22 protein-coding genes are annotated in these 23,489 nt (G+C 53.4%); 9 read left to right on the forward strand and 13 right to left on the reverse strand.

Features of this window, described 5'->3' with window-relative positions; genetic code table 11:
- Window positions 1-8 precede the first annotated feature (8 nt).
- The 8 genes from EH207_RS05695 to EH207_RS18580 form a co-directional block, all read right to left on the reverse strand.
- Window positions 9-353, reverse strand: coding sequence for a copper-binding protein (locus EH207_RS05695; RefSeq protein ID WP_137713115.1), 345 nt, complete (start codon window positions 351-353; stop codon window positions 9-11).
- A gap of 76 nt (window positions 354-429) precedes the next feature.
- On the reverse strand, window positions 430-879 hold the full coding sequence (locus EH207_RS05700; protein ID WP_137713116.1) for a hypothetical protein: 450 nt from the start codon (window positions 877-879) through the stop codon (window positions 430-432).
- Window positions 880-1,130: 251 nt separating this feature from the next.
- Window positions 1,131-2,177: a galactose-1-epimerase gene (gene galM / locus EH207_RS05705; RefSeq protein ID WP_137713117.1), complete on the reverse strand. Its 1,047-nt coding sequence runs from the start codon at window positions 2,175-2,177 to the stop codon at window positions 1,131-1,133.
- Window positions 2,178-2,241: 64 nt separating this feature from the next.
- Window positions 2,242-3,258, reverse strand: a complete 1,017-nt coding sequence (gene galE, locus EH207_RS05710) for a UDP-glucose 4-epimerase GalE (protein WP_137713118.1) — start codon at window positions 3,256-3,258, stop codon at window positions 2,242-2,244.
- Window positions 3,259-3,418: 160 nt separating this feature from the next.
- Window positions 3,419-4,930: a molybdate ABC transporter ATP-binding protein ModF gene (modF, locus tag EH207_RS05715; RefSeq protein ID WP_137713119.1), complete on the reverse strand. Its 1,512-nt coding sequence runs from the start codon at window positions 4,928-4,930 to the stop codon at window positions 3,419-3,421.
- 76 nt (window positions 4,931-5,006) lie between these two features.
- Complete coding sequence (gene modE / locus EH207_RS05720; RefSeq protein WP_137713120.1) at window positions 5,007-5,798, reverse strand: molybdenum-dependent transcriptional regulator; 792 nt, start codon at window positions 5,796-5,798, stop codon at window positions 5,007-5,009.
- A 72-nt stretch (window positions 5,799-5,870) separates the two neighbouring features.
- A complete protein-coding gene (locus EH207_RS18505; protein WP_281279154.1) occupies window positions 5,871-6,002 on the reverse strand; it encodes a hypothetical protein in 132 nt (43 codons plus the stop codon).
- Between the two features lie 190 nt (window positions 6,003-6,192).
- Entirely contained in the window at window positions 6,193-6,543 is a 351-nt protein-coding gene (locus EH207_RS18580) for a hypothetical protein (RefSeq protein ID WP_377804919.1), read from the reverse strand.
- Between the two features lie 289 nt (window positions 6,544-6,832).
- On the opposite strand from EH207_RS18580, the gene EH207_RS05730 reads away from it, so the two are divergent.
- The 4 genes from EH207_RS05730 to modC all read left to right on the forward strand — a co-directional run bounded on the left by EH207_RS05730 (window position 6,833) and on the right by modC (window position 9,667).
- Window positions 6,833-6,994 carry an AcrZ family multidrug efflux pump-associated protein gene (locus tag EH207_RS05730; protein ID WP_137713121.1) on the forward strand — a complete coding sequence of 54 codons (162 nt, stop codon included), beginning with the start codon at window positions 6,833-6,835 and terminating at the stop codon, window positions 6,992-6,994.
- A 152-nt stretch (window positions 6,995-7,146) separates the two neighbouring features.
- Window positions 7,147-7,920 carry a molybdate ABC transporter substrate-binding protein gene (gene modA, locus EH207_RS05735; protein ID WP_137713122.1) on the forward strand — a complete coding sequence of 258 codons (774 nt, stop codon included), beginning with the start codon at window positions 7,147-7,149 and terminating at the stop codon, window positions 7,918-7,920.
- Window positions 7,920-8,609, forward strand: coding sequence for a molybdate ABC transporter permease subunit (gene modB, locus EH207_RS05740; RefSeq protein ID WP_137713123.1), 690 nt, complete (start codon window positions 7,920-7,922; stop codon window positions 8,607-8,609). The genes modA and modB overlap by 1 nt, the downstream gene beginning before the upstream one ends.
- Window positions 8,609-9,667: a molybdenum ABC transporter ATP-binding protein ModC gene (gene modC, locus EH207_RS05745; RefSeq protein WP_137713124.1), complete on the forward strand. Its 1,059-nt coding sequence runs from the start codon at window positions 8,609-8,611 to the stop codon at window positions 9,665-9,667. The genes modB and modC overlap by 1 nt, the downstream gene beginning before the upstream one ends.
- Before the next feature lie 21 nt (window positions 9,668-9,688).
- Here modC and EH207_RS05750 read toward each other — a convergent pair whose 3' ends face one another.
- Window positions 9,689-10,510: a pyridoxal phosphatase gene (locus tag EH207_RS05750; protein ID WP_137713125.1), complete on the reverse strand. Its 822-nt coding sequence runs from the start codon at window positions 10,508-10,510 to the stop codon at window positions 9,689-9,691.
- Between the two features lie 159 nt (window positions 10,511-10,669).
- On the opposite strand from EH207_RS05750, the gene pgl reads away from it, so the two are divergent.
- Entirely contained in the window at window positions 10,670-11,668 is a 999-nt protein-coding gene (pgl, locus tag EH207_RS05755) for a 6-phosphogluconolactonase (RefSeq protein WP_137713126.1), read from the forward strand.
- Window positions 11,669-11,756: 88 nt separating this feature from the next.
- Here the strand turns inward: pgl and EH207_RS05760 are convergent, their stop codons facing one another.
- The 3 genes from EH207_RS05760 to metG all read right to left on the reverse strand — a co-directional run bounded on the left by EH207_RS05760 (window position 11,757) and on the right by metG (window position 16,438).
- Window positions 11,757-13,007 (reverse strand): LVIVD repeat-containing protein, encoded by a 1,251-nt coding sequence (locus EH207_RS05760; RefSeq protein WP_137713127.1) that lies wholly within the window; start codon window positions 13,005-13,007, stop codon window positions 11,757-11,759.
- Between the two features lie 11 nt (window positions 13,008-13,018).
- Window positions 13,019-14,095, reverse strand: coding sequence for a sugar ABC transporter substrate-binding protein (locus EH207_RS05765; protein ID WP_137713128.1), 1,077 nt, complete (start codon window positions 14,093-14,095; stop codon window positions 13,019-13,021).
- 315 nt (window positions 14,096-14,410) lie between these two features.
- Window positions 14,411-16,438: a methionine--tRNA ligase gene (gene metG / locus EH207_RS05770; protein WP_137713129.1), complete on the reverse strand. Its 2,028-nt coding sequence runs from the start codon at window positions 16,436-16,438 to the stop codon at window positions 14,411-14,413.
- A gap of 209 nt (window positions 16,439-16,647) precedes the next feature.
- Here metG and apbC point away from each other — a divergent pair, with 209 nt between their 5' ends.
- The 4 genes from apbC to asmA all read left to right on the forward strand — a co-directional run bounded on the left by apbC (window position 16,648) and on the right by asmA (window position 21,215).
- Entirely contained in the window at window positions 16,648-17,757 is a 1,110-nt protein-coding gene (gene apbC / locus EH207_RS05775) for an iron-sulfur cluster carrier protein ApbC (protein WP_137713130.1), read from the forward strand.
- A 250-nt stretch (window positions 17,758-18,007) separates the two neighbouring features.
- Window positions 18,008-18,649 (forward strand): uridine kinase, encoded by a 642-nt coding sequence (udk, locus tag EH207_RS05780; protein WP_137713131.1) that lies wholly within the window; start codon window positions 18,008-18,010, stop codon window positions 18,647-18,649.
- A 60-nt stretch (window positions 18,650-18,709) separates the two neighbouring features.
- On the forward strand, window positions 18,710-19,291 hold the full coding sequence (gene dcd, locus EH207_RS05785; protein ID WP_137713132.1) for a dCTP deaminase: 582 nt from the start codon (window positions 18,710-18,712) through the stop codon (window positions 19,289-19,291).
- Between the two features lie 91 nt (window positions 19,292-19,382).
- Complete coding sequence (asmA, locus tag EH207_RS05790; protein ID WP_137713133.1) at window positions 19,383-21,215, forward strand: outer membrane assembly protein AsmA; 1,833 nt, start codon at window positions 19,383-19,385, stop codon at window positions 21,213-21,215.
- A 23-nt stretch (window positions 21,216-21,238) separates the two neighbouring features.
- Here asmA and EH207_RS05795 read toward each other — a convergent pair whose 3' ends face one another.
- Window positions 21,239-22,828, reverse strand: a complete 1,590-nt coding sequence (locus EH207_RS05795; protein WP_137713134.1) for a TerC family protein — start codon at window positions 22,826-22,828, stop codon at window positions 21,239-21,241.
- Between the last annotated feature and the right edge of the window lie 661 nt (window positions 22,829-23,489).

The raw sequence follows: 23,489 nt of genomic DNA on the forward strand, positions 1-23,489 counted from the left end.
ATCCTCGGTTATTTTTGCTGTGGCGTGATATTGATCAGTACGTAGCCGCTGTCCTGTTGTATAAAGCGGAACGCGACAGGCGTATTCGCCGCTAGAGGATTAAAAGTACGTCCGGCGGGTAGCCTGAACGTCATGGTCATGGGCGGCCAGCGCAAATCGGCAACCGGGGAATGGGCGATGGTGACGCTGTCGGCGTTCCACTGCTTCACTGTCCCGGTGGCCTGATACGCGTTGGTGGTTGCAGTGGCAGCCGTATTGGAAGGCATCATCATTGCGTGATGCTGATGTTCATTGGCCCGTAAGGGAGAAGAGAACAGTAAGCCGCTTATCACGGCGACGTAAATGGCACGCATAGTAATAGCTCCATAAAAACGAGAAATAACAGTTGATTACACCGGTTTGGCGTAGCGGGGTTATTAATCGTTCGGGCTATTCTCTGAAACGGCAGAAACGGATTTCTGCCGGAGGTCCTGCCGCCGGCGGGGAAAACCAGACATCAGTGGTGCAATTTACGGAATGGGGTTGATTGACGAGAGCCAGCTCGTTACTGACCGGAATAGCCAGCAGCGCCAGACTGACATTGTCCTGCTTGATGGTGTCTGGGACGCAGTGTTTCTCACACAGCGGGGTCTGCTGTTGAGCCACTTGTGTCGACATGGTTTCATCATGGTCAGTCCCATGGGAGACGGAGGGGGTCTGTTGCTGATGGACTTGGTGCCGCATCAATGCTGACGTCTGGTTGAACGTCATATTGCATGAGTGAGCGGCAATCGCTAATTGCGCATTCAGAAATAGCCAGCATAACGCCAATAGCCATCCCCATCTGCCTTTGGTACGCAGATGATGGATTATTGATGGCGATAAAGACGATCCCGGCATAACGTATCCTTACAAAGATTAATCGCAGTGTAAGCGCCAGAATCTGGCGTGGGCAAGCAGGGAATTGAAGAGTTTTGTAAAGCGGTAGAGGGATGTTCTGCCAATGTTATCAACGAGTTAATAAAAACTGGCAAGTTTCAGAATGCAGGCAGCGGGAAACCGGGCGAATGCCCCATTCACGGCGTCGGTAAGTGACTGGGAGAGAAAGTGAAACCAGGATATCGGCGCCGGGTAAGACGCCGGTACAATGATTAGGGTGTGAAAAACTGATAGGTAGTTTCAGCGCGATATACCTTGCCCGGTTTTAACCAGCAGTCCGGCTGCGGCCAGTCTGGATGGTTGGGACTATCCGGCAGGAATTCGCTTTCCAGCGCCACGCCAGCGTGATTTTCATAGCGGTGGCCTTCCCTTGATGGCGTACCTGAAAGGAAGTTGCCGCTATAGAGTTGCAGGGCGGGTGCGCTGGTAAAGACGCTCATCATGACCTGGTCATCCGAGGACCACAAATTGGCCGCCGGGCTTTCACCGGAGGCGCAGGTTTTGTGCAGCAGATAAGCGTGATCGTAACCGTTGACGGCAACCTGATCGTCGTCCCGCAGGAAGTCCTGCTCCAGCGTTTTCGGCTGGCGGAAATCCATTCCAGTTTTTTCAACCGGTTTAAGGTCCGCGCCGGGAATACCGGCGCTGTTTACCGGCAGGTAATAATCGGCAAAGAGTTGCAACCGGTGTTTGCGTACGTCCGTTGGGTTGCCGTCAAGATTGAAGTAGGCGTGGTTGGTCAGGCACACCGGGCAGTTTTTTTCCGCGACGGCTTGATAGGTGATTTCCAGCGCGTGATGTTCAGTCAGACGATAGCAGACCTGCACATTAAGCTGACCGGGATATCCCTGATCGCCATCCGGCGAATACAACTGATAGGTAATCTGTGACGCATCCTGGCTGAGAATAGACCAGCGCCGTGCGTGAAACCCGTCTGGACCGCCATGTAACTGATGGACGCCCTGATTGGCGGCCAGAAGGTAGGTTTCATCGCCACGGCTGAACGTGGCATTGGCGATACGATTGGCGTAGCGGCCCACAGACGCCCCAAGATAAGCGCTTTGCTGAGGATACTGTTCTGGCGCAGCACAACCGAGCAGCACTTCCCGCACTTCACCGCCCGGCATGGGCAACTGGCAGGAAAGCCAGGTGGCGCCCCAGTCCATCAGGCAAATGCGCATGCCTGCCTGATTTTGTAAGGCGGTTAATTGGAACGGCTGTCCGTCGGGCGCCAGCGCGCGGGTTTTTTCATTCAACATGGCTTGCTCCTGTGGGTATTCGGCCAACCAAGCCGTTGCCCGAATGTTATCCCCGCGGTTTTTTTTAGTCTGGATAACCCTGAGGATGAGTGGATTGCCAGCGCCACGTATCCTGCGCCATCTCTTCCAGTGAACGGCTGACCCGCCAGTTGAGATCCCGCGCCGCTTTTTCAGCGTCAGCCCAATAAGCCGCAAGATCGCCTTGACGACGTGGCGCGAAGTGATACGCCAGCGGTTTGCCGCAGGCTTGACGGAAAGCGTCAACCACTTGCAATACGCTGTAGCCCACGCCTGCGCCCAGATTGTAGATATGGACACCGGCACGATTTTGCAGCGCATTCATGGCGGCGACATGGCCATCGGCCAAGTCGACGACGTGGATGTAATCGCGCACGCCCGTGCCATCTTCCGTCGGGTAGTCATTGCCGAAAATAGCCAGCGATTCCCGGCGACCAACGGCAACCTGAGCGATATAGGGCATCAGGTTATTGGGAATGCCCTGCGGATCTTCCCCCATTTGACCTGACGGATGCGCGCCAACCGGGTTGAAATAACGCAGCAGCGTGATGCTCCAGTCCGGCTCCGCCTGCTGCAAATCCTGCAAAATTTGCTCAACCATCAGCTTGCTGCGGCCATAAGGGCTGGCGGGCTGGCCGGTTGGAAAGTTTTCCTGATAGGGAATCTGGGGCTGATCGCCGTAAACGGTCGCGGAGGAACTAAAAATCAGATTCTTCACGCCCGCTTTTTTCATGGACTGAACCAGCGTCAGCGTGCCGTAGACGTTGTTATCATAGTAGCTGATGGGTTCGCGAACCGACTCGCCAACCGCTTTCAAGCCGGCAAAGTGAATGACGGCATCAATCTTGTGACGGGAAAAAATGTCGTTTAACCGTGATGTGTCACGGATATCGCTTTGATAAAACACCGGCGTTTTACCTGTCAGTTGCCCAATGGTTTTAACCACGCTGGCTTTGCTGTTGCATAAGTTGTCGACAATGACGGGGTGGTGCCCGGCAGCCAGTAACTGCACACAGGTATGACTTCCTATGTAACCGTTTCCACCCGTGACTAAAACATTCATGTTGACCTCTGTTGTAATGATTAGGCGAAAAATAACATCGTTACCCGCCAAGAAAGGTGATAAACAGCAAAAATAACCCCGTTATTGACAATTTTTCTTAACCAATCATCGAGTGCTGAATATAAGTTTTTGTAAAAGACGCCGTGTTTCTCAGCGGGATCTATTTCTTGGTATCGTTATCATCCCCGGTTTTTGACTTGTCCATAACGCGATAAATCTGATAGTCGTAAATATCGCCTTTAGGGATAAATTCGAGTCGGTGCGTAATGCACTGTGGCGCGTCTTCGGGATGGTGAGAAACGAACAGCAACTGTGTGCCGCCTTCGCTGATTAAGATATCCAGCCAGCGCCGAACCAATTGCCGGTTCAGGGGGTCCAGACCCTGTAACGGTTCGTCGAGAATCAGCAGGGCAGGGTGTTTCACCAGTGCTCTGGCGATCAACACCAGACGCTGCTGACCCCAGGATAAGGTTTGGAACGGGGCGTCCGCGATGGCGCCATCAAGACCCAGCAAAGCCAGCCACTGTCCGGTGAGCTGACGCTGACGATCGGAAACCGCCTGATAGATGCCGATGGAATCGAAGAATCCCGATAAAATGACGTTACGCACGCTGGTGCTGACCTGGTAATCCAGATGCAGAGTGTTGCTGACGTAACCGATATGACGTTTGATATCCCAGATGGTTTCGCCACTGCCGCGCCTGCGGCCAAACAGTGTGAAATCGTTGCTATAGCCCTGGGGGTGATCGCCGGTAATCAAACTCAGAAGCGTCGATTTTCCCGCGCCGTTCGGACCGACAATCTGCCAGTGCTGGCCGGGCATCACTTCCCAGTTCAAGCCATGCAATATCGGACGGTCGTCATACTGGACGATGCCGTTGCGTAGCGTAATACGGGGAAGATGCGCGGGTAGCCGGGGATGTCTCTGCGGGTCTTCCGGTTCGGGGATGGCGCTTCCCGACAGTTTTTCACTGTAGGCCAACTGAGCGATCAGCGTTTCTGACAAGATTTCCTCACGCGCGCCCACACGAGTTAATGCGCAATCCGCAAGAATGCCGACATGATGGATAAAAGGGGGGATATCGTCAAACCGGTTCAGGATCAGCGCCAAAGTACCGCCATGACCGGCGAACTGCGGCAGTCGCCCGGCAAGCTGCCGGCGTGAGGCTGCATCCAGCCCGTCGAAAGGTTCGTCCAGAATCAACAGGTCTGGCTGCGGCATCAATGCCTGACATAACATCGTCTTGCGTGTTTCGCCGGCGGAAAGATACTTGAACCGGCGATCGAGAAGATGCGCAATACCAAATTGTTCGGCAAGCAACCGACAGCGGTTCTGATCCCTCACGCTATCCTGAATGACTTCGGCCGTTGTGCGCCCCGTGTCTTGTTCATCAGAATTCAACATGTCGGTGTTATTGCGCTGCCACTCTTCGGAAACCAGTTTCTGCAACTGCTCGAATGACAGCCGGACAATACGTTGAAAATCGCATCGCCGCTCTCCGTTCAGCACGGGAAGCTCGCCCGATAGCGCGCGTGCCAGCGAGGATTTTCCGCTGCCGTTTGCACCAATAAACGCCCAGTTTTGATGTTGTTCGAGTGTCAGGTCATCCACCCGCAACATACGGGTGTCATTCAACCGGAATCGGCCCTGGGCTATTTTCAACAACGGCATCTTTTATCCTTTGTCAGCGAGTCAATACACAGTCAGTCAGGGTCGGAGGCGTACGGCTGATGTCTCCATAACGGGGTTAGCAGAGCGTCGCCACAATCACCCGATCGGCGCTGAAGGTGGCTCTAACCTCAAGGCCCGGCCGCAGTTGCTGTGCTTCGGCGATATCATTTGAAACGGTTGCGCATAGCGTTTCGCCCCCCGCCAGCGTGATCAGCACTTCGCTGTTTTCAGTGCCGGTTTCAAGAGAACTTATCCGCCCGATGAGGATGTTATCGGCCGGTATTACCGGGGCATCGGCGGCACAAACTTCTATCCAGGGCGCTTTGATCAGCACCAGCACGTCTTTCCCCGTGTCAAGGCGTAAACGTTCAGCGCTTTGCCGGGTAATCAGGGCGCTGACCGTCGTTTTACCATCGGCGAGCAAAATATCCAACTGCTGCTGAACGGCTTGATCGCCGCGTGCGAGCACGGTTCCAAAAAACTGATTTCGGGCGCTTGTTTGCAGCGAGAAACGCGCAATGGCAGCCAGCAGACTGTCCAGCGGCAAGTCCTCTTTCTGAAGCACATCGAAGGCTTTTTGCTGAATCTGGGCGAGTAAATCGTAAAGCTGGAGCAGGCGTTCGCCATAGTGGGTGATCTGCGCGCCGCCGCCGCCTTTACCGCCGGTCATCCGTTCCACGACGGTTTGCTCCGCCAACTGATTCATCTCGTTGATGGCGTCCCATGCGCTTTTATAGCTGATCCCGGCCAGCCTTGCGCCCTGGCTAATTGAACCGGTGTGACGAACTTGTTTTAGTAATTCGATCCGCCGCTGATCGGCAAACAAGCGTTGCTGGAGTTTTAAGGTTAGGAGAATTTCGGCCTGCATAGGGAAGCTCACAAACGGAGAGTTTAATGATTTGTATTGTCGCTATTTTTTTCATCAGGGGCAAACTGCCCCCTAAGATAACAATACATACCCTGCGAGATTGACGTTTTCGATGACGCAACCGGTCTGTTCTGCATTCCGCCATTGCCGATTATCCCCGTCGGGTTCGCGCGTTGCGCCATGCGTCGTGTAATTCTGTTCCATTTATTTCACCCCTTGTTCAAACGGAAATGTCGGTGTGGCGAATCGTTGGTAGATTTTCGGGATGGATTTACGATCAACCCCCCTTGCTCACATCCGCATTCACCCGCGGCACGCCTATTTCAGCAGCCAAATTCATGGCGGCAATCATCAGATTGGCGACGGCCAGCGGGTACGGCAGCCTGACGACAGGCTAACGCGCGCCGACCTGATTACTCAGCCGGACGCGGAGAGCGTCGATGACGTCAGCCAGCGTGTTCCCGGCGCGTCCCAGCATGACGGTCAGGAATGCCTCCAGGCTGAGGTCTGTGGTTTGCGCCGCATGGGATGGGGCGTCCTGTAGAGTGTTAAAACTCTTTTCGGTTTCAATGCCATGCCTCGCCGGAACGTTTTGCAGGCGCTGGCGAATCTCCCCGGCGTTGGTGCGTGCCCACGGGTTATGGTCAACAATTTGCGCCAGCGTAGCCCCTGACACGGAAATGGTTGTGGCGACCGCCGTCTGCGACGGCCGCGCCTGCTTTAACTGTTGTTTCAGCACCAGCATGTTGCCCTCTTATTACCGTCGACGATGTTGATAACGCGGCCGGAAACCGGCGTCAGCCGCGCGTCCGCAACCTTGTCCAGTCGCTCTGCCTCAACGCCATCCGGGTGCACAATGGGCCGCACAATAAATGCGGCACATCAGTGGGGGCAAATCGCACAAATGGCCGCATTAATTTTCTTCATTACGGTAAACTGTTGGGATGTAAAAATAAGTATGCTAGTTTACGGCGAAACTGTACGTGGTATGGGCGACAGAAGTCGCGGTAACCGTTGCGATAAGTGAGGTAAGCATGTGGGAGTTGTTAACGAGCCTGTTGTTTGCAGTAGCCATGGTTCCGGTAATGATGGCTATCATTCTGGGGGCCATTTATGGTCTGGGCGCAGTGTTTAACGTTTTTTCCAAAATTGGTCACACTGACGGTGACGGCCAGACTGCTAAAAAATCGCATTAATCGAGTATTCCCTTCTATTTTGATGTCCGGCGTAAAGCCGGACACTACTATCCTAACGTTTCCTTATGTCACTGATAAACAGAATGACATCCTGCGATGCATCGTTATAGTATGGATTATATAACGATGATGATAAAGAGCAGGAGACGACAATGACACAGCAATGGTTCAAATGGTTTGCCGCGCTGATAATGAGCGCGGGGATGGTACTGTCGGCAATGGCGGCGGAACAGAAGGTGACGGTCTTTGCCGCGGCCTCGCTGACCAATGCCTTACAGGAAATTGCTACCCAGTATCAGAAAGAAAAGCAGGTTGCGATTGTGGCTTCCTATGCATCCTCTTCAACGCTGGCGCGCCAAATCGAGCAAGGTGCGCCAGCCAATATGTTTATCTCGGCCGATCAGCAATGGATGGATTATGCTCAGGATAAAAAACTGATTGAGAATGGCAGCCGTTATACGCTGTTGGGCAATGAATTGGTGGTGATTGCACCAAGATCCAGTGCGCTGAAAACGATCGCCATTGATGAGAAAACGGATTGGAAAAACTTGCTGAAAGGGGGGCATCTGGCTGTTGGCGACCCCGATCATGTCCCGGTTGGGATCTACGCCAAGGAAGCGCTGCAAAACCTGAAATCCTGGGATGAACTATCTCCGCTAATGGCCCGGGCTAATAACGTGCGTGCGGCAATGGCGCTGGTTGAGCGAGAGGAGGCGCCGTTGGGGATCGTCTATGGTTCGGATGCGGTGGTTAGCGATAAGGTTAAGGTGATTGGCCTATTCCCGGAAAGCAGCCATAAACCGGTGGAATACCCGATGGCGATCGTTAAAGGTCATGAAAATGCGGTTGTCAGCGGGTTCTATGACTATCTGAAAACACCGGAAGCCGCAGCGGTCTTCAAACGCTATGGATTTACTCCCCGGTAATGATGCTCAGCGACTATGAATGGCAGGCGGTTGAGCTAAGCCTTAAAGTTTCCATTGTGGCGGTGATATGCAGTTTACCCTTTGGCATACTGATGGCATGGGTCCTGGTGCGGTGCCGCTTTCCCGGCAAATCGCTGCTGGATAGCATTATTCATTTGCCACTGGTGTTACCGCCCGTGGTGATTGGCTATCTGCTGTTGATAGGAATGGGCAGGCGCGGGGTTATCGGGTCATGGCTCTATGATTGGTTTGGATTCAGTTTTAGCTTTAGCTGGCGGGGGGCGGCGCTGGCGTCAGCCATTGTCGCGTTTCCCTTGATGGTGCGGGCCATACGATTGTCGTTGGACGCGGTGGATAGGCAGCTTGAACAGGCGGCAAGGACGCTGGGCGCGACGCCTTGGCGGGTCTTTTTTACCATCACACTACCGCTTTCCATTCCCGGTATTGTGGTCGGCATCGTACTGGCGTTCGCTCGCTCTTTAGGGGAGTTCGGGGCGACGATTACCTTTGTCTCTAATATTCCTGGCGAAACCCGGACGATACCGCTGGCGATGTATACGCTCATTGAGACGCCGGGAGCGGAAGCTGATGCGGCGAGGCTGTGTATTATCGCGATTGTGTTGTCGCTGGTATCGTTGTTGCTGTCGGAATGGCTGACGACCTGGAGTCGTAAGCGGTTGGGTGGGTAATGTTGTCACTCGATTTCAACCAGCAGCTCGGCGCGTTGTCCCTCAGTGTAAAAGCCGATTTGCCCGCTAACGGCATTACCGCGATCTTTGGTGTGTCCGGCGCGGGTAAAACCTCGCTGATCAATGCGGTGGTCGGCCTCACGCGACCCGATTCTGGGCGTATTGTGTTGAATGGCAAGGTACTGGTCGATACCTGGCAACGTATTTTTATGCCACCGGAAAAACGTCGTATCGGCTATGTTTTTCAGGATGCTCGCCTGTTTCCCCATTACCGCGTACGCGGTAATTTGCGTTATGGCATATCGGCCGTGATGAAATCACAGTTTGACGATATTGTCGGGCTGCTCGGTATTGAACACCTGCTGAATCGCTATCCGCTAACGTTGTCAGGCGGTGAGAAACAGCGCGTGGCGATTGGCCGCGCGTTACTCACGGCGCCGGCGCTGTTGCTGATGGATGAGCCGCTGGCATCGCTGGATTTGCCCAGAAAACGCGAACTGTTGCCTTATCTGGATAAATTGGCCAAAGAAGTGAATATTCCCATTCTTTATGTAACCCATAGTATGGAAGAAATTGTCCGGCTGGCGGATGGCGTGCTGGTCTTGGATAAAGGTAAAGTCAAAGCGCAGGGAAGGCTGGAAGAAGTCTGGGCCAGCAGCGCCTTGCGTCCCTGGTTGCCGCGTGATGAACAGAGCAGCATTCTGAACGCGCGCCTGCTTGCGCATCACGAACGCTATGCGATGACCGCTTTATCATTAGGGGAACAGCGCCTGTGGGTAGGCAAAGTGGCGGCGCCGATAGATTCCGCGTTACGTATCCGGGTGAATGCCGCGGATGTTTCGCTGGTGCTGCAACCACCGGAAGCGAGCAGCATTCGTAACATTCTGCCTGCCACCGTGGTCGAGTTTATCGACGTTGATGAGCAGGTGGAAGTGAAACTGCGGGTTGATAACCAAATCCTGTGGGCCAGAATCACGCCCTGGGCGCGTGATGAGCTGGCGCTACATTCGGATCAACGGCTTTACGCCCAGATAAAAAGTGTTTCAATTACGGCATAGAGACGATTTCAGAATCGCGAATTACGCCAGTATGCGTGTATGAATTACCTCGGCGATACCGGGTTCTTCGTTGTGGCCGATAACCAGATCGGCGTGGGCTTTGATCTCATCCGCGCTGTTGCCCATCGCCACGCCGAGTCCGGCGCCTTCAAGCATACTTAGGTCGTTGAAGTTATCTCCAAAGGCGACGACCTCCTTCATGCCGATACCCTGTTCGGCAAGCCACTGTTGCAGCAATTTGCCTTTGCTATTGCCTGTTTGGGCGATATCGACCTGATCTTGCCATGACCATTCGCAGGCCAGTCCGAGCTGTTTTTCCACCGTGCCGGCGAACTGGTTTAAAGTCGGGATGTCGGCATGGGAAGTCGCAAATTTCCAGATAGAAGCCGATTCATCGGCCTGCTGAACCAAATTTTCGACCATTTGGAACGAGGGACGCTGCAATTCCGGCAGTCTGGCGCCCCAGGCCTGCGTGCGCGTCACATGCCCGGTGGGGTATTGGTAATACATGGCATCATCGGCATACATCAGGCCGTGGATGTCAAAGGTTTGCAACATGCCGAGTACGCTTTTGGCCTGAGCAGCAGATAACGGGTTGGCGTGGGAAATCTGACCTGTCTGGTAATGGTAGACATAAGTACCGTTACAGCAGATGGCGGGGGTATCGAGCTGTAACGCCTGATAAAACGGATGGATGGCCGAATGGTGACGCCCGGTCACGATAACGACTTTGATACCTTGCTGGCGAGCCAACGCTATTGCAGTGAGGGATTCCGGCAGAATTTTTTTTTGTCGATCAAGAAGCGTTCCGTCGAGATCGAGCGCAATTACACGATAGGTCATAGTAGTCTCGTAAAGTGTCTGTAGAATAAAGCGATTGATGATGGTACACCGTAAGTCAGGTTGCGCAAAATGTGGCTGGCCGTGACGATTATCTGCGGGAGATGTACACTTTGGGCATGTGCTTGAGCGGTAAAATTCGCGTGAATTAAGGAGAGTACAATGCAACAAGTCGTTTATGTCGCCAGCCCGGAAAGTCAGCAAATCCATGTATGGCGGCTTGGCGCGGAGGGTGGTCTGACGTTATTGCAGGTTGTTGATGTTCCCGGACAGGTACAGCCAATGACAATTGCCCCTGATAAAAGCTATTTGTATGTGGGGGTTCGCCCTGAGTTCCGTGTGATAAGCTATCGTATTGATGATCAAGGTCTGCTGACCGACGCAGGCACTGCAACGTTGCCGGCTAGCCCGACGCATCTTTCCACCGATCTGGATGGTCGATTCCTGTTTAGTGCGTCTTATAGCGGCGCCTCTGTCAGCGTCAGTCCCATTGGTGAGGATGGCGTGGTTGGCGAGCCGATACAGCGTCTGGATGGGCTGGAAGGTTGCCACTCGGCCAATATCGATCCGACGAATAGGGTGCTCTGGGCCCCTTGTCTGAAAGAAGATCGCATTCGTTTATACGATCTGGGGCCAACCGGGAAGCTAAGCGAGCATCGTCAGCCGGAAATGACCACGGTCACGGGGGCGGGGCCGCGTCATTTGGTATTTCATCCCAATCAGCATTTTGCCTATTGCGTCAACGAATTAAACAGTTCGGTGGACGTGTATCAGCTTAACGCGCCCGATGGTCAGTTGCGGAAGATTCAGACGCTGGATGCGATGCCCGCCGGTTTCGCCGATACGCGTTGGGCGGCGGACATTCACATCACGCCGGATGGCCGTTTCCTGTATACCAGCGATCGTACCGCCAGCCTGTTGAGTATCTTCCAGGTATCGGAGGATGACGGTACGCTGCTTTTGACGGGACATCAGCCCACGGAAACGCAGCCGCGTGGTTTTAATATCGATCACGCCGGCGAGTTCCTGATTGCTGCCGGACAGAAATCGCAGCACATTGAAGCGTATCGCATTGAGGATGAAGAGGGCGATTTGCAACCGCTGGCACGCTATAAGGTAGGTCAGGGACCGATGTGGGTGAGTGTGTTGGCGCTGGGTTAAGCCGCTTAATAGCGATGTTCCTGCCTGGCATGTCTTGCTGGAACGCCGCTTGCGGCGTTCCGAAGCGCAAATCGTCAGGGATTGATGTTTAACCGCGATACTCTATGATCGACAGTCCGGCATTGTAGTCGGTGCTGTAGACAATGCCTTGCGCGTCGACAAATACATCGCAGGATTGAATCACCCGTGGTCTGCCGGGACGCTTATCCACCATTTTTTGCGGGGCGGCCGGCACCAGCGCGCCGGTTTCTTTCGGCCGATAGGGATTGCTGACGTCGTAGACCCGGACGCCTGCGTTCTGGTAGGTGGCGAAAATCAGCGATGAGCTGATAAAGCTGCCGGGTCGATTTTCGTGCAGGTTATGTGGGCCAAAGTGCGCGCCTTTTTTCACATAATCCGCTTCGATTGGTTGTGGGAAGGTTGAAATACTGACCGGGTTACTGGGGTCGCGAATATCAAAGACCCAGATCAGCTTTTCCCCGTCTTCCTGATTATCCAGCACGGCTTCATCCAGCACGATCAGCAGGTTGCGGTCAGGAAGCGGCAGCGCCGTATGGGTTCCGCCGCCAAAAGGCGGACTCCAGTTACGATGACTGATAAGCCGAGGCCGGCTGCGATCGCTGACATCCAGTAGCGTCAGCCCGCCATCGCGCCAACTTCCGTAAGCGGTATCGCCGCTGATAATGGCATGATGCAGTGCGTAGCGTTTACCTTGCGGCCAATTGGCTTGTTCCCCGCCCGCGGCGTGCATACCGGGCAGCCAATAACGTCCGGCAACCTGCGGGCGTTGTGGGTCAGCCAGATCGATGGTCAGGAAAATGTAATCGCTGTAGCCATCCAGCAGGGCTGAGACATAGGCCCAGCGCCCGCCGACGTACCAGATACGATGAATTCCAATTCCGTCCAAAGACAGGAAACTGATTTCACGTGGTTTATCCGGCGTGGAAATATCAAAAATGCGCAGCCCTGCGCTCCAGCCTCTTTCCTGTTGTCTGGTGCTAACCGTTTCCGCAATCGCACGGGTGTAATACACTTTTTCTTCGGCAAAGCTGGCATCGGCAAACAAGTCCCTGGCATTGACGACCAATAACAGGTCGTCGTGCGTTTGCAGGTGTATGCTCCAGGTTCCGGGCGGTGCGGCGATAAACCCGGCGGGTTTCGGGTTTTTCGGATCGCGCACGTCGACGATCGATACGCCCTGTGAAACCATATGCCCGATATACGCATAGCCACGGTGGACCATAACCTGTACGCCATCGGGTCTGCCGCCCTGATCGCTGTGTCCGATTAGGCGCATATTGCGACTGTAATCAGGTGTTGGTAGGGGACTTGATGCCATAAGCACTCCTGTTACTTAGCCTGGTTTGCTGCCAGTGTAGCAAACCAGGGCGCAATAAAATCATCTGTCTGGCCCCAGCCGGGGATGATTTTGCTCAGACCGGCAACGTTTACCGGCCCCGGTTGGCTGGCTAACAGCGCTTGTGGAATGGCGGCTGCGCGGAATTCGTAAGTAGCCGGCGTCGGTTCCCCTGCAATTTTGTTGGCGACCAGACGCAGGTTCACTTTGCCAATCAGTTTGGGGTCCACCGCCACGCTCACTTTCCACGGGCTATTGGCTTCACGCATCAGTTGCAGATCCTGATTCGAAATATCGATACTGTAGAGTTTGATTTCGCTACGGCCGTTTTCCTTTAATGCTTTATAGGCGCCCTGACTGAATGCATCCCATGTGCCCCAAATGGCATCGATTTTTCCTCTCGGATACTTGGCCAGCACCGCCCCGACTTTATTGGCGGTATCACCCTGAACGTCGGAAGAGACGGCGCCAATGGACTCCAGCTCTTTGATACCAGGGTTGGCTTTCAGTATTTGCTGATAGGCTGCCTGACGGCGCTCCATCGGCGGGAAACCGGCGACCCACAGTTTGATGATATTGGCTTTACCGTTGAAATCTTTGACCAGTTGACCGAACGACGCATTGGTCAGAGAGGCATCATCCTGTTGGGTCACGGTCACGCCAGGTATTTCACCCTTGACGGCGGTATCAAACACGGATACCGCAATGCCGCTGTCGACGATACGTTTGATCAGCTCGGTAGAGTAGGGATCGCGACCCTGCGAAAGAATGATGCCGTCGTATTTCTGGCTGATGGCCTGATTAACGAAATCCTGGAAACGCGCGTCATCGCCATTACTCAGAAAGGTGCTGACTTTGAAGCCCAGCTTTTTTCCTTCCTCAATCACGCCGGAAACAAACTGCGTGGTGTTGTCATCGGAGCCCAGATTACGGATAAGCGCGATGCGCACCGATCCCTCATGCTGAGCCAGCGCTGCCGGAATCGGCGCAATAGCGGTACTCTGATTGGCGAATACCGGTAAGGCGTTAACCAGACTGAGCGCAAGCAGGGCGGGGGTAAATTTTTTCATTATCAGCTCCATTGTGTTCAAGAAACAGAGGGTGTCTCAGTAATTGAATGTTGTGTCGGCGACAGCATGACTGAGTCGTTCAGGCTTGACGACTTTATAGCTGTCTTTATGTCTGGATGTCTATTTAAAAATGATAATGCATCATAACGGCTAAATGATCATCGCGGAATGGGGGGCGTTATGAATTTTGGGTTTAAGTTATAACGTTTGGTTCGCTGGAGGGCGTGAGCATCAGAAGGATGCCCGCTGGCGCGGGCATCAAGGGACGTTACAGGTAGTGGAGTGAAAACAAACTACACTTCATGGCGGAAGGCATTATTTGACCTGCATACCGGGCTGAGCGCCGCTGTCCGGGCTCAGCAGGAAAATGTCTTTACCGCCCGGGCCTGCCGCCATCACCATGCCTTCCGATATGCCAAAACGCATTTTGCGCGGCGCAAGGTTGGCGACCATCACTGTCAGACGGCCTTCAAGTTTGCCCGGATCAGGATACGCGCTGCGAATGCCGGAGAAAACCTGACGTGTCTCGCCGCCCAGATCCAGCGTCAGACGCAGCAGCTTATCCGAACCTTCAACCAACGCAGCCTGCTTGATCAGCGCGATACGCATATCCACTTTGTCAAAGTCGTCAAAGCCGATCGTCTCCTGCACCGGGTTGTCCGCCAGCGGCCCGGCAATGGCTTTGGTTTCGGTCATGTCTTCTTTGGACGCCTCGACCATGGCAGTGACTTTATCCAGATCGATGCGGCTGAAGAGCGCCTTGAAGGTGTTGACCTGATGGCCGAGCAATGGCGTGCCGATCTCATCCCAGCACAATGTTTTGTTCAGGAAGGCTTCCGCCCGTTCCGCCAGCGCAGGCAGTACCGGTTTCAGGTAAGTCATCAGTACCCGGAACAGGTTAATGCCCATTGAGCAGATGGCCTGCAACTCGGCGTCACGGCCTGCTTCCTTCGCCACAACCCACGGCGCCTGCTCATCCACATAGCGGTTTGCCAGATCGGACAGCGCCATAATTTCACGTATAGCCCGGCCGGATTCGCGGTTGCCGTATGCTTCGGCAATACTCTCCGCAGCGTCGGTGAAGGTTTGGTACAGGGCCGTGTCAGCCAGCGTATCCGCCAGCCTGCCTTCGAAACGTTTGCTGATGAATCCGGCGTTGCGTGATGCGAGATTTACCAGCTTATTCACGATATCGGCATTCACGCGCTGAACGAAGTCTTCCAGGTTGAGGTCGATATCGTCGATGCGGGAAGAGAGTTTTGCGGCGTAATAATAGCGCAGACAGTCCGCATCCAGATGTTGCAGATAAGTTCCGGCTTTGATAAATGTGCCGCGCGACTTGGACATTTTGGCGCCGTTGACCGTTACATAGCCGTGTACAAACAGGTTGGTGGGTTTACGGAAATGGCTGCCTTGCAGCATGGCCGGCCAGAACAGACTGTGGAAATAGACAATGTCTTTACCGATAAAATGATACAAGTCGGCAGTGGAATCTTTGTTCCAAAATTCATCAAAGCTCAGATCGCCGCGTTTGTCGCACAGATTTTTGAATGAGCCCATGTAGCCAATTGGCGCATCCAGCCAGACGTAGAAATATTTACCCGGCGCGTCGGGAATTTCAAAACCAAAGTAAGGCGCATCGCGGGTGATATCCCACTGTTGCAGGCCGGCGTCAAACCACTCCTGCATCTTGTTGGCGACCTGCTCCTGCAAGGCGCCTGAACGAGTCCAGGTTTGCAGCATTTCGCTAAAGGCCGGTAAATCGAAAAAGAAGTGCTCAGATTCGCGCATTACCGGCGTTGCGCCGGACACCGCCGATTTGGGATCGATCAACTCGGTGGGGCTGTAGGTGGCGCCGCAGACTTCGCAGTTATCGCCGTACTGATCGGCCGCTTTACATTTCGGACAGGCGCCTTTCACGAAACGGTCCGGCAGAAACATGCCTTTTTCCGGATCATAAAGCTGAGAGATGGTGCGGGTTTTAATAAAACCGTTCTCTTTAAGACGGCGGTAGATCAGCCCGGACAGTTCGCGGTTCTCTTCACTGTGCGTTGAGTGATAGTTGTCATAACTAATATTGAAACCGGCGAAGTCCTGCTGATGTTCCTCACTCATTGCCGCAATCATTTGCTCCGGCGCTATCCCCATCTGCTGAGCTTTCAGCATGATCGGCGTGCCGTGGGCATCGTCCGCACAGATAAAATGAACCTGGTTGCCGCGCATTCGCTGGTAACGAACCCAGATATCCGCCTGAATGTGTTCAAGCATATGACCGAGGTGGATCGAACCGTTAGCGTAAGGCAGTGCGCACGTCACCAATATTTTCTTTGCGACTTGAGTCATAAGGAACTTGCTTTCTTTTGTGATAGAGGGGAGTCGATGTTAACCGATAGCGGCTTGTGGCGTAAACCGCTGCCTTGAGTTAAACCTGTTCTGCCTGTCATTGACGTTCGCCATCAGGGTTTTTCACCGCGAAGGGCGCCAGTGTGGTGTCCTTCTGATATGCTGTAACGGTTTTTATCGGTTAATAATCAGAATTTCAAGGAGCCGGAATGAACTCTACACGTCCCGAACAGACTCCTGAAGCATGGCGAGCCATGGTCAACGGGGTTCTTTCTACTTTTCAGCACCCGACACTGAAAAACAATCTGACGACCCTGAATGCGCTGCACCATTGCGCGTTGCTGGATAATGTGCTGCACATTGAATTGACCATGCCGTTTGTCTGGCTCAGCGGATTGGAGACATTAAAAGAGACGGTCAGCGCGGAACTACTGAAGCTGTCTGGCGCGAAAGCCATCGAGTGGCGTCTGACGCACAATATCGCCACGCTACGCCGGGTGAACGATCAGGCCGGCGTGAATGGGGTGAAAAACATTATTGCGGTCAGCTCCGGCAAAGGGGGCGTCGGTAAGTCCAGCACCGCGGTGAATATGGCGCTGGCGTTGGCGGCGGAAGGAGCCAGCGTCGGTATTCTGGATGCCGATATCTATGGGCCGTCGATTCCGACCATGCTGGGGGCGGCGAGCGAGCGTCCCACCTCGCCGGACGGCCAGCATATGGCGCCGATTGTCGCCCATGGTCTGGCGACCAACTCGATTGGTTATCTGGTGACGGATGACAATGCCATGGTGTGGCGCGGGCCGATGGCCAGCAAAGCGCTGCTGCAATTGTTGCAGGATACGCTCTGGCCGGATCTGGATTATCTGGTGCTGGATATGCCGCCGGGAACCGGCGATATCCAGTTGACGCTGGCGCAGAATATTCCTGTCACCGGCGCGGTAGTGGTGACCACGCCACAGGACATCGCATTAATGGATGCCATGAAAGGCATTGCGATGTTTGAGAAAGTCAGCGTGCCGGTACTGGGTATCGTAGAGAACATGAGCGTCCATATTTGCAGCAACTGCGGTTATCTGGAACCGATCTTCGGCACCGGCGGCGCAGAGATGCTGGCGGAAAAATACCATTGCGCCTTGCTGGGACAACTGCCGTTGCATATTTCGCTGCGTGAAGATCTGGATCGTGGCGAACCGACGGTAGTCAGCCATCCTGACAGCGAATTCACCTCGTTATACCGTGAGCTGGCAGGGCAGGTTGCCGCACAGCTTTACTGGCAAGGGCAAGTCATTCCTACCGAAATTTCTTTCCGCGCCGTGTAATTTCACGTCACGCGCGGGTAAGTGAGGCGGCGAGCGTCGGTTTCTCATCGCCGCCTCCGTTTCTTGTCTCGCTAACCGTTTGGCTGGAGAGTATTCATACTAAATCGATCTTTGCCGCGCGCAGTTCAGTGCGGCAAGGTTTCGGGGGTTGAAAGGCTGGCGCCAACCGCGCTAACTCCCTATAATTGCGCAGCAAAGCGCCGGTTGACGCGCTCCCTTTCTTTTATCATTAATCAGGTCGTTAATTACTATGACTGAGCAGTCTCACCAGTGTGTCATCATCGGGATATCGGGGGCCTCGGCTTCCGGCAAAAGTCTTATTTCCAGTACGTTATACCGCGAATTGCGCGATCAGGTTGGTGACGAACATATTGGTGTGATACCTGAAGACAGCTACTACAAAGATCAAAGCCATCTGACCATGGAAGAGCGGATCAAAACCAATTACGACCATCCGAGTTCGATGGATCACAGCCTGCTGCTGACGCATTTGCAAATGCTGAAAGCGGGGCAGGCGATTGAACTTCCTCTCTATAGTTACGTTGAGCACACCCGCAAGCAGGAAACGGTGCATCTTGCGCCGAAGAAAGTGATTATCCTCGAAGGCATTCTATTGTTGACGGACGCCCGTCTGCGCGAGGAGATGAATTTTTCTATTTTCGTCGATACCCCGCTGGATATCTGCCTGCTGCGGCGCATGCGCCGCGATGTTAACGAACGCGGTCGTTCGATGGATTCGGTGATGGAGCAGTACCAGAAAACGGTGCGTCCCATGTTTTTGCAATTCATCGAACCCTCAAAGCAATACGCCGATATCATCGTTCCCCGCGGTGGCAAAAACCGCATCGCGATTGATATTTTGAAAGCCAAGCTAAGCCAATTCTTTGAATAAGCCGATGCGTTGAGTGACTGACGGGGACTTTCCCCCTGCCGTGTCGAATGGAGAAAAAAGATGAGACTGTGTGATCGTGACATTGAAGCCTGGCTGGATGATGGCCGGCTGGTGATTACCCCCCGCCCGCCGACAGAAAGAATTAACGGCGCGACTGTCGATGTCCGTTTGGGCAATCAGTTTCGGGTTTTCAGCGGTCATACTGCGGCCTATATCGACCTCAGCGGTCCGAAGGATGAAGTCAGCTCGGCGTTGGATCGCGTAATGAGCGATGAGATTATTTTACCGGAAGGGGAAGCCTTTTTTCTGCATCCGGGAGAACTGGCGCTGGCGGTGACGTTCGAGTCGGTAACCCTGCCGGATAACCTGGTGGGATGGCTGGATGGTCGCTCTTCGCTGGCGCGTTTGGGATTGATGGTCCATGTGACTGCGCACCGCATTGATCCCGGTTGGCAAGGAAGAATCGTGCTGGAGTTCTATAATTCAGGTAAGTTGCCGCTGGCGCTGCGCCCTGGAATGATGATCGGCGCGCTGAGTTTCGAGCCGTTATCCGGCCCGGCAGCGCGTCCCTATAACCGGCGGCAAGATGCTAAATATAAAGATCAGCAAGGTGCCGTGGCGAGCCGGATAGATAAAGACTAATTACCCGCGGTCTGGTGCGGACTCATTGATTTTGACCTGTATCCCAGTGTGTAAATGATTGAGGATAAACGCGTATGACAATGAGGATGGCATGAGAAGATTTCTGACAACACTGGCAATTTTGCTTGTAGTGCTGGTGGCAGGAATGACAGCGCTGGTGGTGCTGGTGAATCCCAATGATTTTCGCGCTTATATGATAAAACAGGTCGAGGATCGCAGCGGCTATCGTCTCCAACTGGATGGCGAGTTGCGCTGGCACGTTTGGCCGCAGTTGAGCATTCTGTCCGGCGGAATGTCGCTAAGCGCGCCCGGTTCGACGGCGCCGGTAGTCAGCGCGGAAAATATGCGGCTTGATGTACAGCTCTTACCGCTGCTGTCCCACAAGCTTGCGGTTAAGCAGGTTATGCTGAAAGGCGCCGTCATCCAACTGACGCCGGCGAGTGAAGCGAAGCAACCCGGCAGCGCTCCCATTGCGCCCGCGGGATCGCCGGCCCCCACCCAAGGGCGGGGCTGGCGATTTGATATTGAACGGTTGAAAGTAGCGGACAGTCTGCTGGTGCTGCAACCCAGTAATGACGAACAGATCAACATTCGCGATATCAACTTGTTGATGGAGCAGGACGATAACCGTCAGGTGAGTATTACCTTATCCAGCCGGATCAATCGCGATCAACGCGATGTCGCCATTTCCCTGTCTGCCGATATGGATATGCAACACTTCCCGCAGCAGATCAACGCCAAAATCAACACGCTGGATTACCGGATTCAGGGCGCAGGTATTCCCGAAAGCGGGATTAGCGGCAGCGGCAGTTTGCAGGCCAGCTATCAGCAACTGCCTGAAAAAGTCACCGTCAGCCAGTTGGCGCTGAGCGCCAATGAGAGTCAGCTAACGGGAAGCGGCAGTGCCACGTTTGGCGAACATCCCGATTATGTGCTGGATCTGAAATCCGGCAAACTGGATTTGGACGCGTTGCTCGGCATGAAACCCGGCGCAGTGAAAGGCGCGCCAGCCGTTCAGGTCAAGGCAAGCAAACCGGTGATTTCCGCCGAGACGCCGTCATCGGGTGTGCAAGAGGACCTGCTGGGATTTACCGGCCGCGTGTCCTTACAGGCTGAGACGATCGTCTACCGTGGACTTGATATCAGCCAGTTTATTCTTCAGGCGACCAATCAGCATGGCGTGCTGAACATCGCCACGCTGAGCGGCAAACTGGGAGAGGGAAATTTCTCCTTTCCCGGAAAGATAGACGGCAGCGCTTCCCCGGCGATCACTTTTCAACCAGAACTTAAGAATATTGATATTGCTAAACTCACGGCCGCGTTTGCTTTGCCCCAGAGCCTGAGCGGTACGTTTTCGCTGAACGGCCAGTTTGCCGGCAATGCGTTCAGCCTGCCGGCGATGATCCGGCAGTGGCAGGGAAAGGCGGCCCTGAAAGCCAGCAATCTGCGTTTACAGGGAATGAATATTCAGCAAATGGTGCAGATGGCCGTCGCGCGCAACAATGTGGATGTACGTGGGCAGGAACGCTATGAACGTTATACCGAAGTACGGCAGTTGGCGGGAAATGTGCAGCTTCGTGCCGGCAAATTGACAATCGATGACCTGAACGGGACTTCTGAATTGCTGGCGTTGACCGGATCTGGGCAGGTAGACCTCATTGCCAGAACCTGCGATACCCATATGAACGTACGGATCACTGACGGTTGGCAAGGCGATAAACAGTTAGTCAGCATACTGCAAAATACGGCGGTTCCGTTACGGATTTATGGTTCGTGGGACAATTTGAATTATCAGTTACAAGTCGATCAATTGCTGCGTAAACGCCTGCAAAACGAACTTAAAAGACGCTTGAATGACTGGGCCAATAAAAATCAGGAAAGCCAGAAAGGTAAGGACTTGAAACAATTCCTCGATCGTCTCTAACCGCGTCTTGAGTGACGGCGCTGTTAATGGCGCTGTTCGTCGAATTGCGGTTCACTGCCGGGGGTAATCAGCACCTTCACAATACGGTGGCTCTCTACGGTGAGAATGGTGAATTGATAGCCATTAATAAACAACCTATCCCCCGCCTGCGGGATACGCTGGGAGTGCTCCATCAATAGCCCGGCCAGCGTAGAGTATTCTCGTTTTTCATCCAGCGTGAGCGGAATATACATGGTCAGATCTTCCAGCGGAATATAGCCGTTAGCGATCCAACTGCCGTCTTCGTTCTGCTGAATATCATGCCGGGCATCCACGGCCTCACCTTCCTGCGGCAGATTGCCCGCAATGGTTTCCATCACATCGCTCAGTGTCACCACCCCTTCAACCGAGCCAAATTCGTCCACCACAAATGCAAAATGCGTTTTTGCTTCTCTGAATTGTTCCAGCGCCAGTAACAGAGAGAGCTGTTCAGGGAAGACCAGCGGCTGTCTGAGCAGAATAGGCAGATCGAACGGCTCCTGATTCAACTGTTGTTGCAAAAGTTCCGCGACATGCACAATCCCCAGCGGTTCATCTGACGTTTCGCTGTCGGTGATAATCAGCCGGGTGTGCTGATTGGTGGTTAATATCCGAGCAAGTTCATCTGGCGAGGTATCCAATTCTACCGGTTCAATATCGTGACGCGAGGTCATAATACTGCTGACGGTACGCTGTGCCATCCCCAACACGCGTTCGATCATTCGGCGTTCCTGACGATTGAATAATTGGTTACCCGTCCGGGTATTATCCGCAATCAGCGACGATGTCTGATTATCCAGTTCGGCTTCCTCGTGATCGCCGCGCAGAATCCGTAAGATGACCTCGGCAGTGCGCTGGCGCAGAGGAACGGAAGAGGAGAGAAAGCGGCGGCGGTTAAATTGCGAAACCTGATTTAGCAATTCAATCAATACTGAGAAACCAATTGCGGCATAGAGATAACCTTTGGGAATGTGATACCCAAACGCGTCCGCCACTAGGCTGAAGCCAATCATCAGCAAAAAGCTGAGACACAGGATCACAATGGTGGGATGCTCGTTGACAAAACGGGTCAGCGGCTTGCTGGCGAGCAGCATTAAACAGATGGCGATGGTGACGGCAGACATCATCACCAAGAGATGATCCGTCATGCCGACGGCGGTAATTACCGAATCCAGGGAGAAGATAGCATCCAGAACGACGATTTGCGCCACGACCGGCCAGAATCGCGCGCCTTTGCGCTGGTCGTGCTGCTCTCCATCTTTTCCTTCCAGCCGTTCGTTAAGCTCCAACGTGGCCTTGAACAGCAGGAACAGACCACCAATCAGCATAATCACGTCGCGAGCGCTGAAGGTGTGTTCAAACAGCGTAAAGAGAGGCGTTGTCAGAGAAACCAGCCAGGAAATCGATGATAAGAGGAGCAGCCGCATCAATAAAGCGCACAGAAGACCGACAACTCTGGCTTTATCGCGCTGCTCTTTTGGTAATTTCTCAGCGAGGATGGCAATGAAAACAAGATTATCGATGCCCAATACCAGCTCCAGCACGACCAGCGTGGCTAAACCGGCCCATATTGTTGGATCGGCGATCCACTCCATACTTATTATTTCACCTTTCTTAACGAAGACCTCGGCTAGCGTATCAGGGACAACGAAAATGAACCAGAATTCGTAGCACCACGATGTCACCCCAAACAAAAACGGTTACTCATGAATCATAGTCATAGGTTGCCCGCCGGGCGTATGCGCTGTGATTGATTTTTGGCTGAAAAAAGGTTGATAAAAATACAAATAAGAAAAATTTGCTACAAAATCGGCAAGATACAGGCTGTGGTATTTGATCACATCGTTAAACAACGCATAGAATATGCGCGCCTTTTGTCAGGCATGTTTCCAGACTAATATGCTGTGCTTTTTAGAAAATTTTTATCCAAATCGGCTGACTATGTACTTTAAGTTGTGTTTTTATCCAGATGTAGGATCAAATGCTTTAAATGCGCGTAGTCCAATTCCGAAAAACTCCCTATCTAAACACCTTGCCCTTGTGCTCTCCATTTAGTCGTCAATACTATGAGAACTTGGATGTTAGTTTTTGCCAACGGGGTCACTTTTTTCGTAGAGGGAAGTTGTGGTTGTTCGTATTTAGCTAACTCCCTGGCGGCTCCCAAAAACTACAAATAATTATAGAAAGTGTGAGTTAGGATTCCAACGCTTAAAACCACAGGATGGTGTTCCGTACTTTAAGAGTGCATTGGTAGCT

The organism is Brenneria rubrifaciens (assembly GCF_005484945.1).
In the GTDB taxonomy this organism is placed as follows: domain Bacteria; phylum Pseudomonadota; class Gammaproteobacteria; order Enterobacterales; family Enterobacteriaceae; genus Brenneria; species Brenneria rubrifaciens.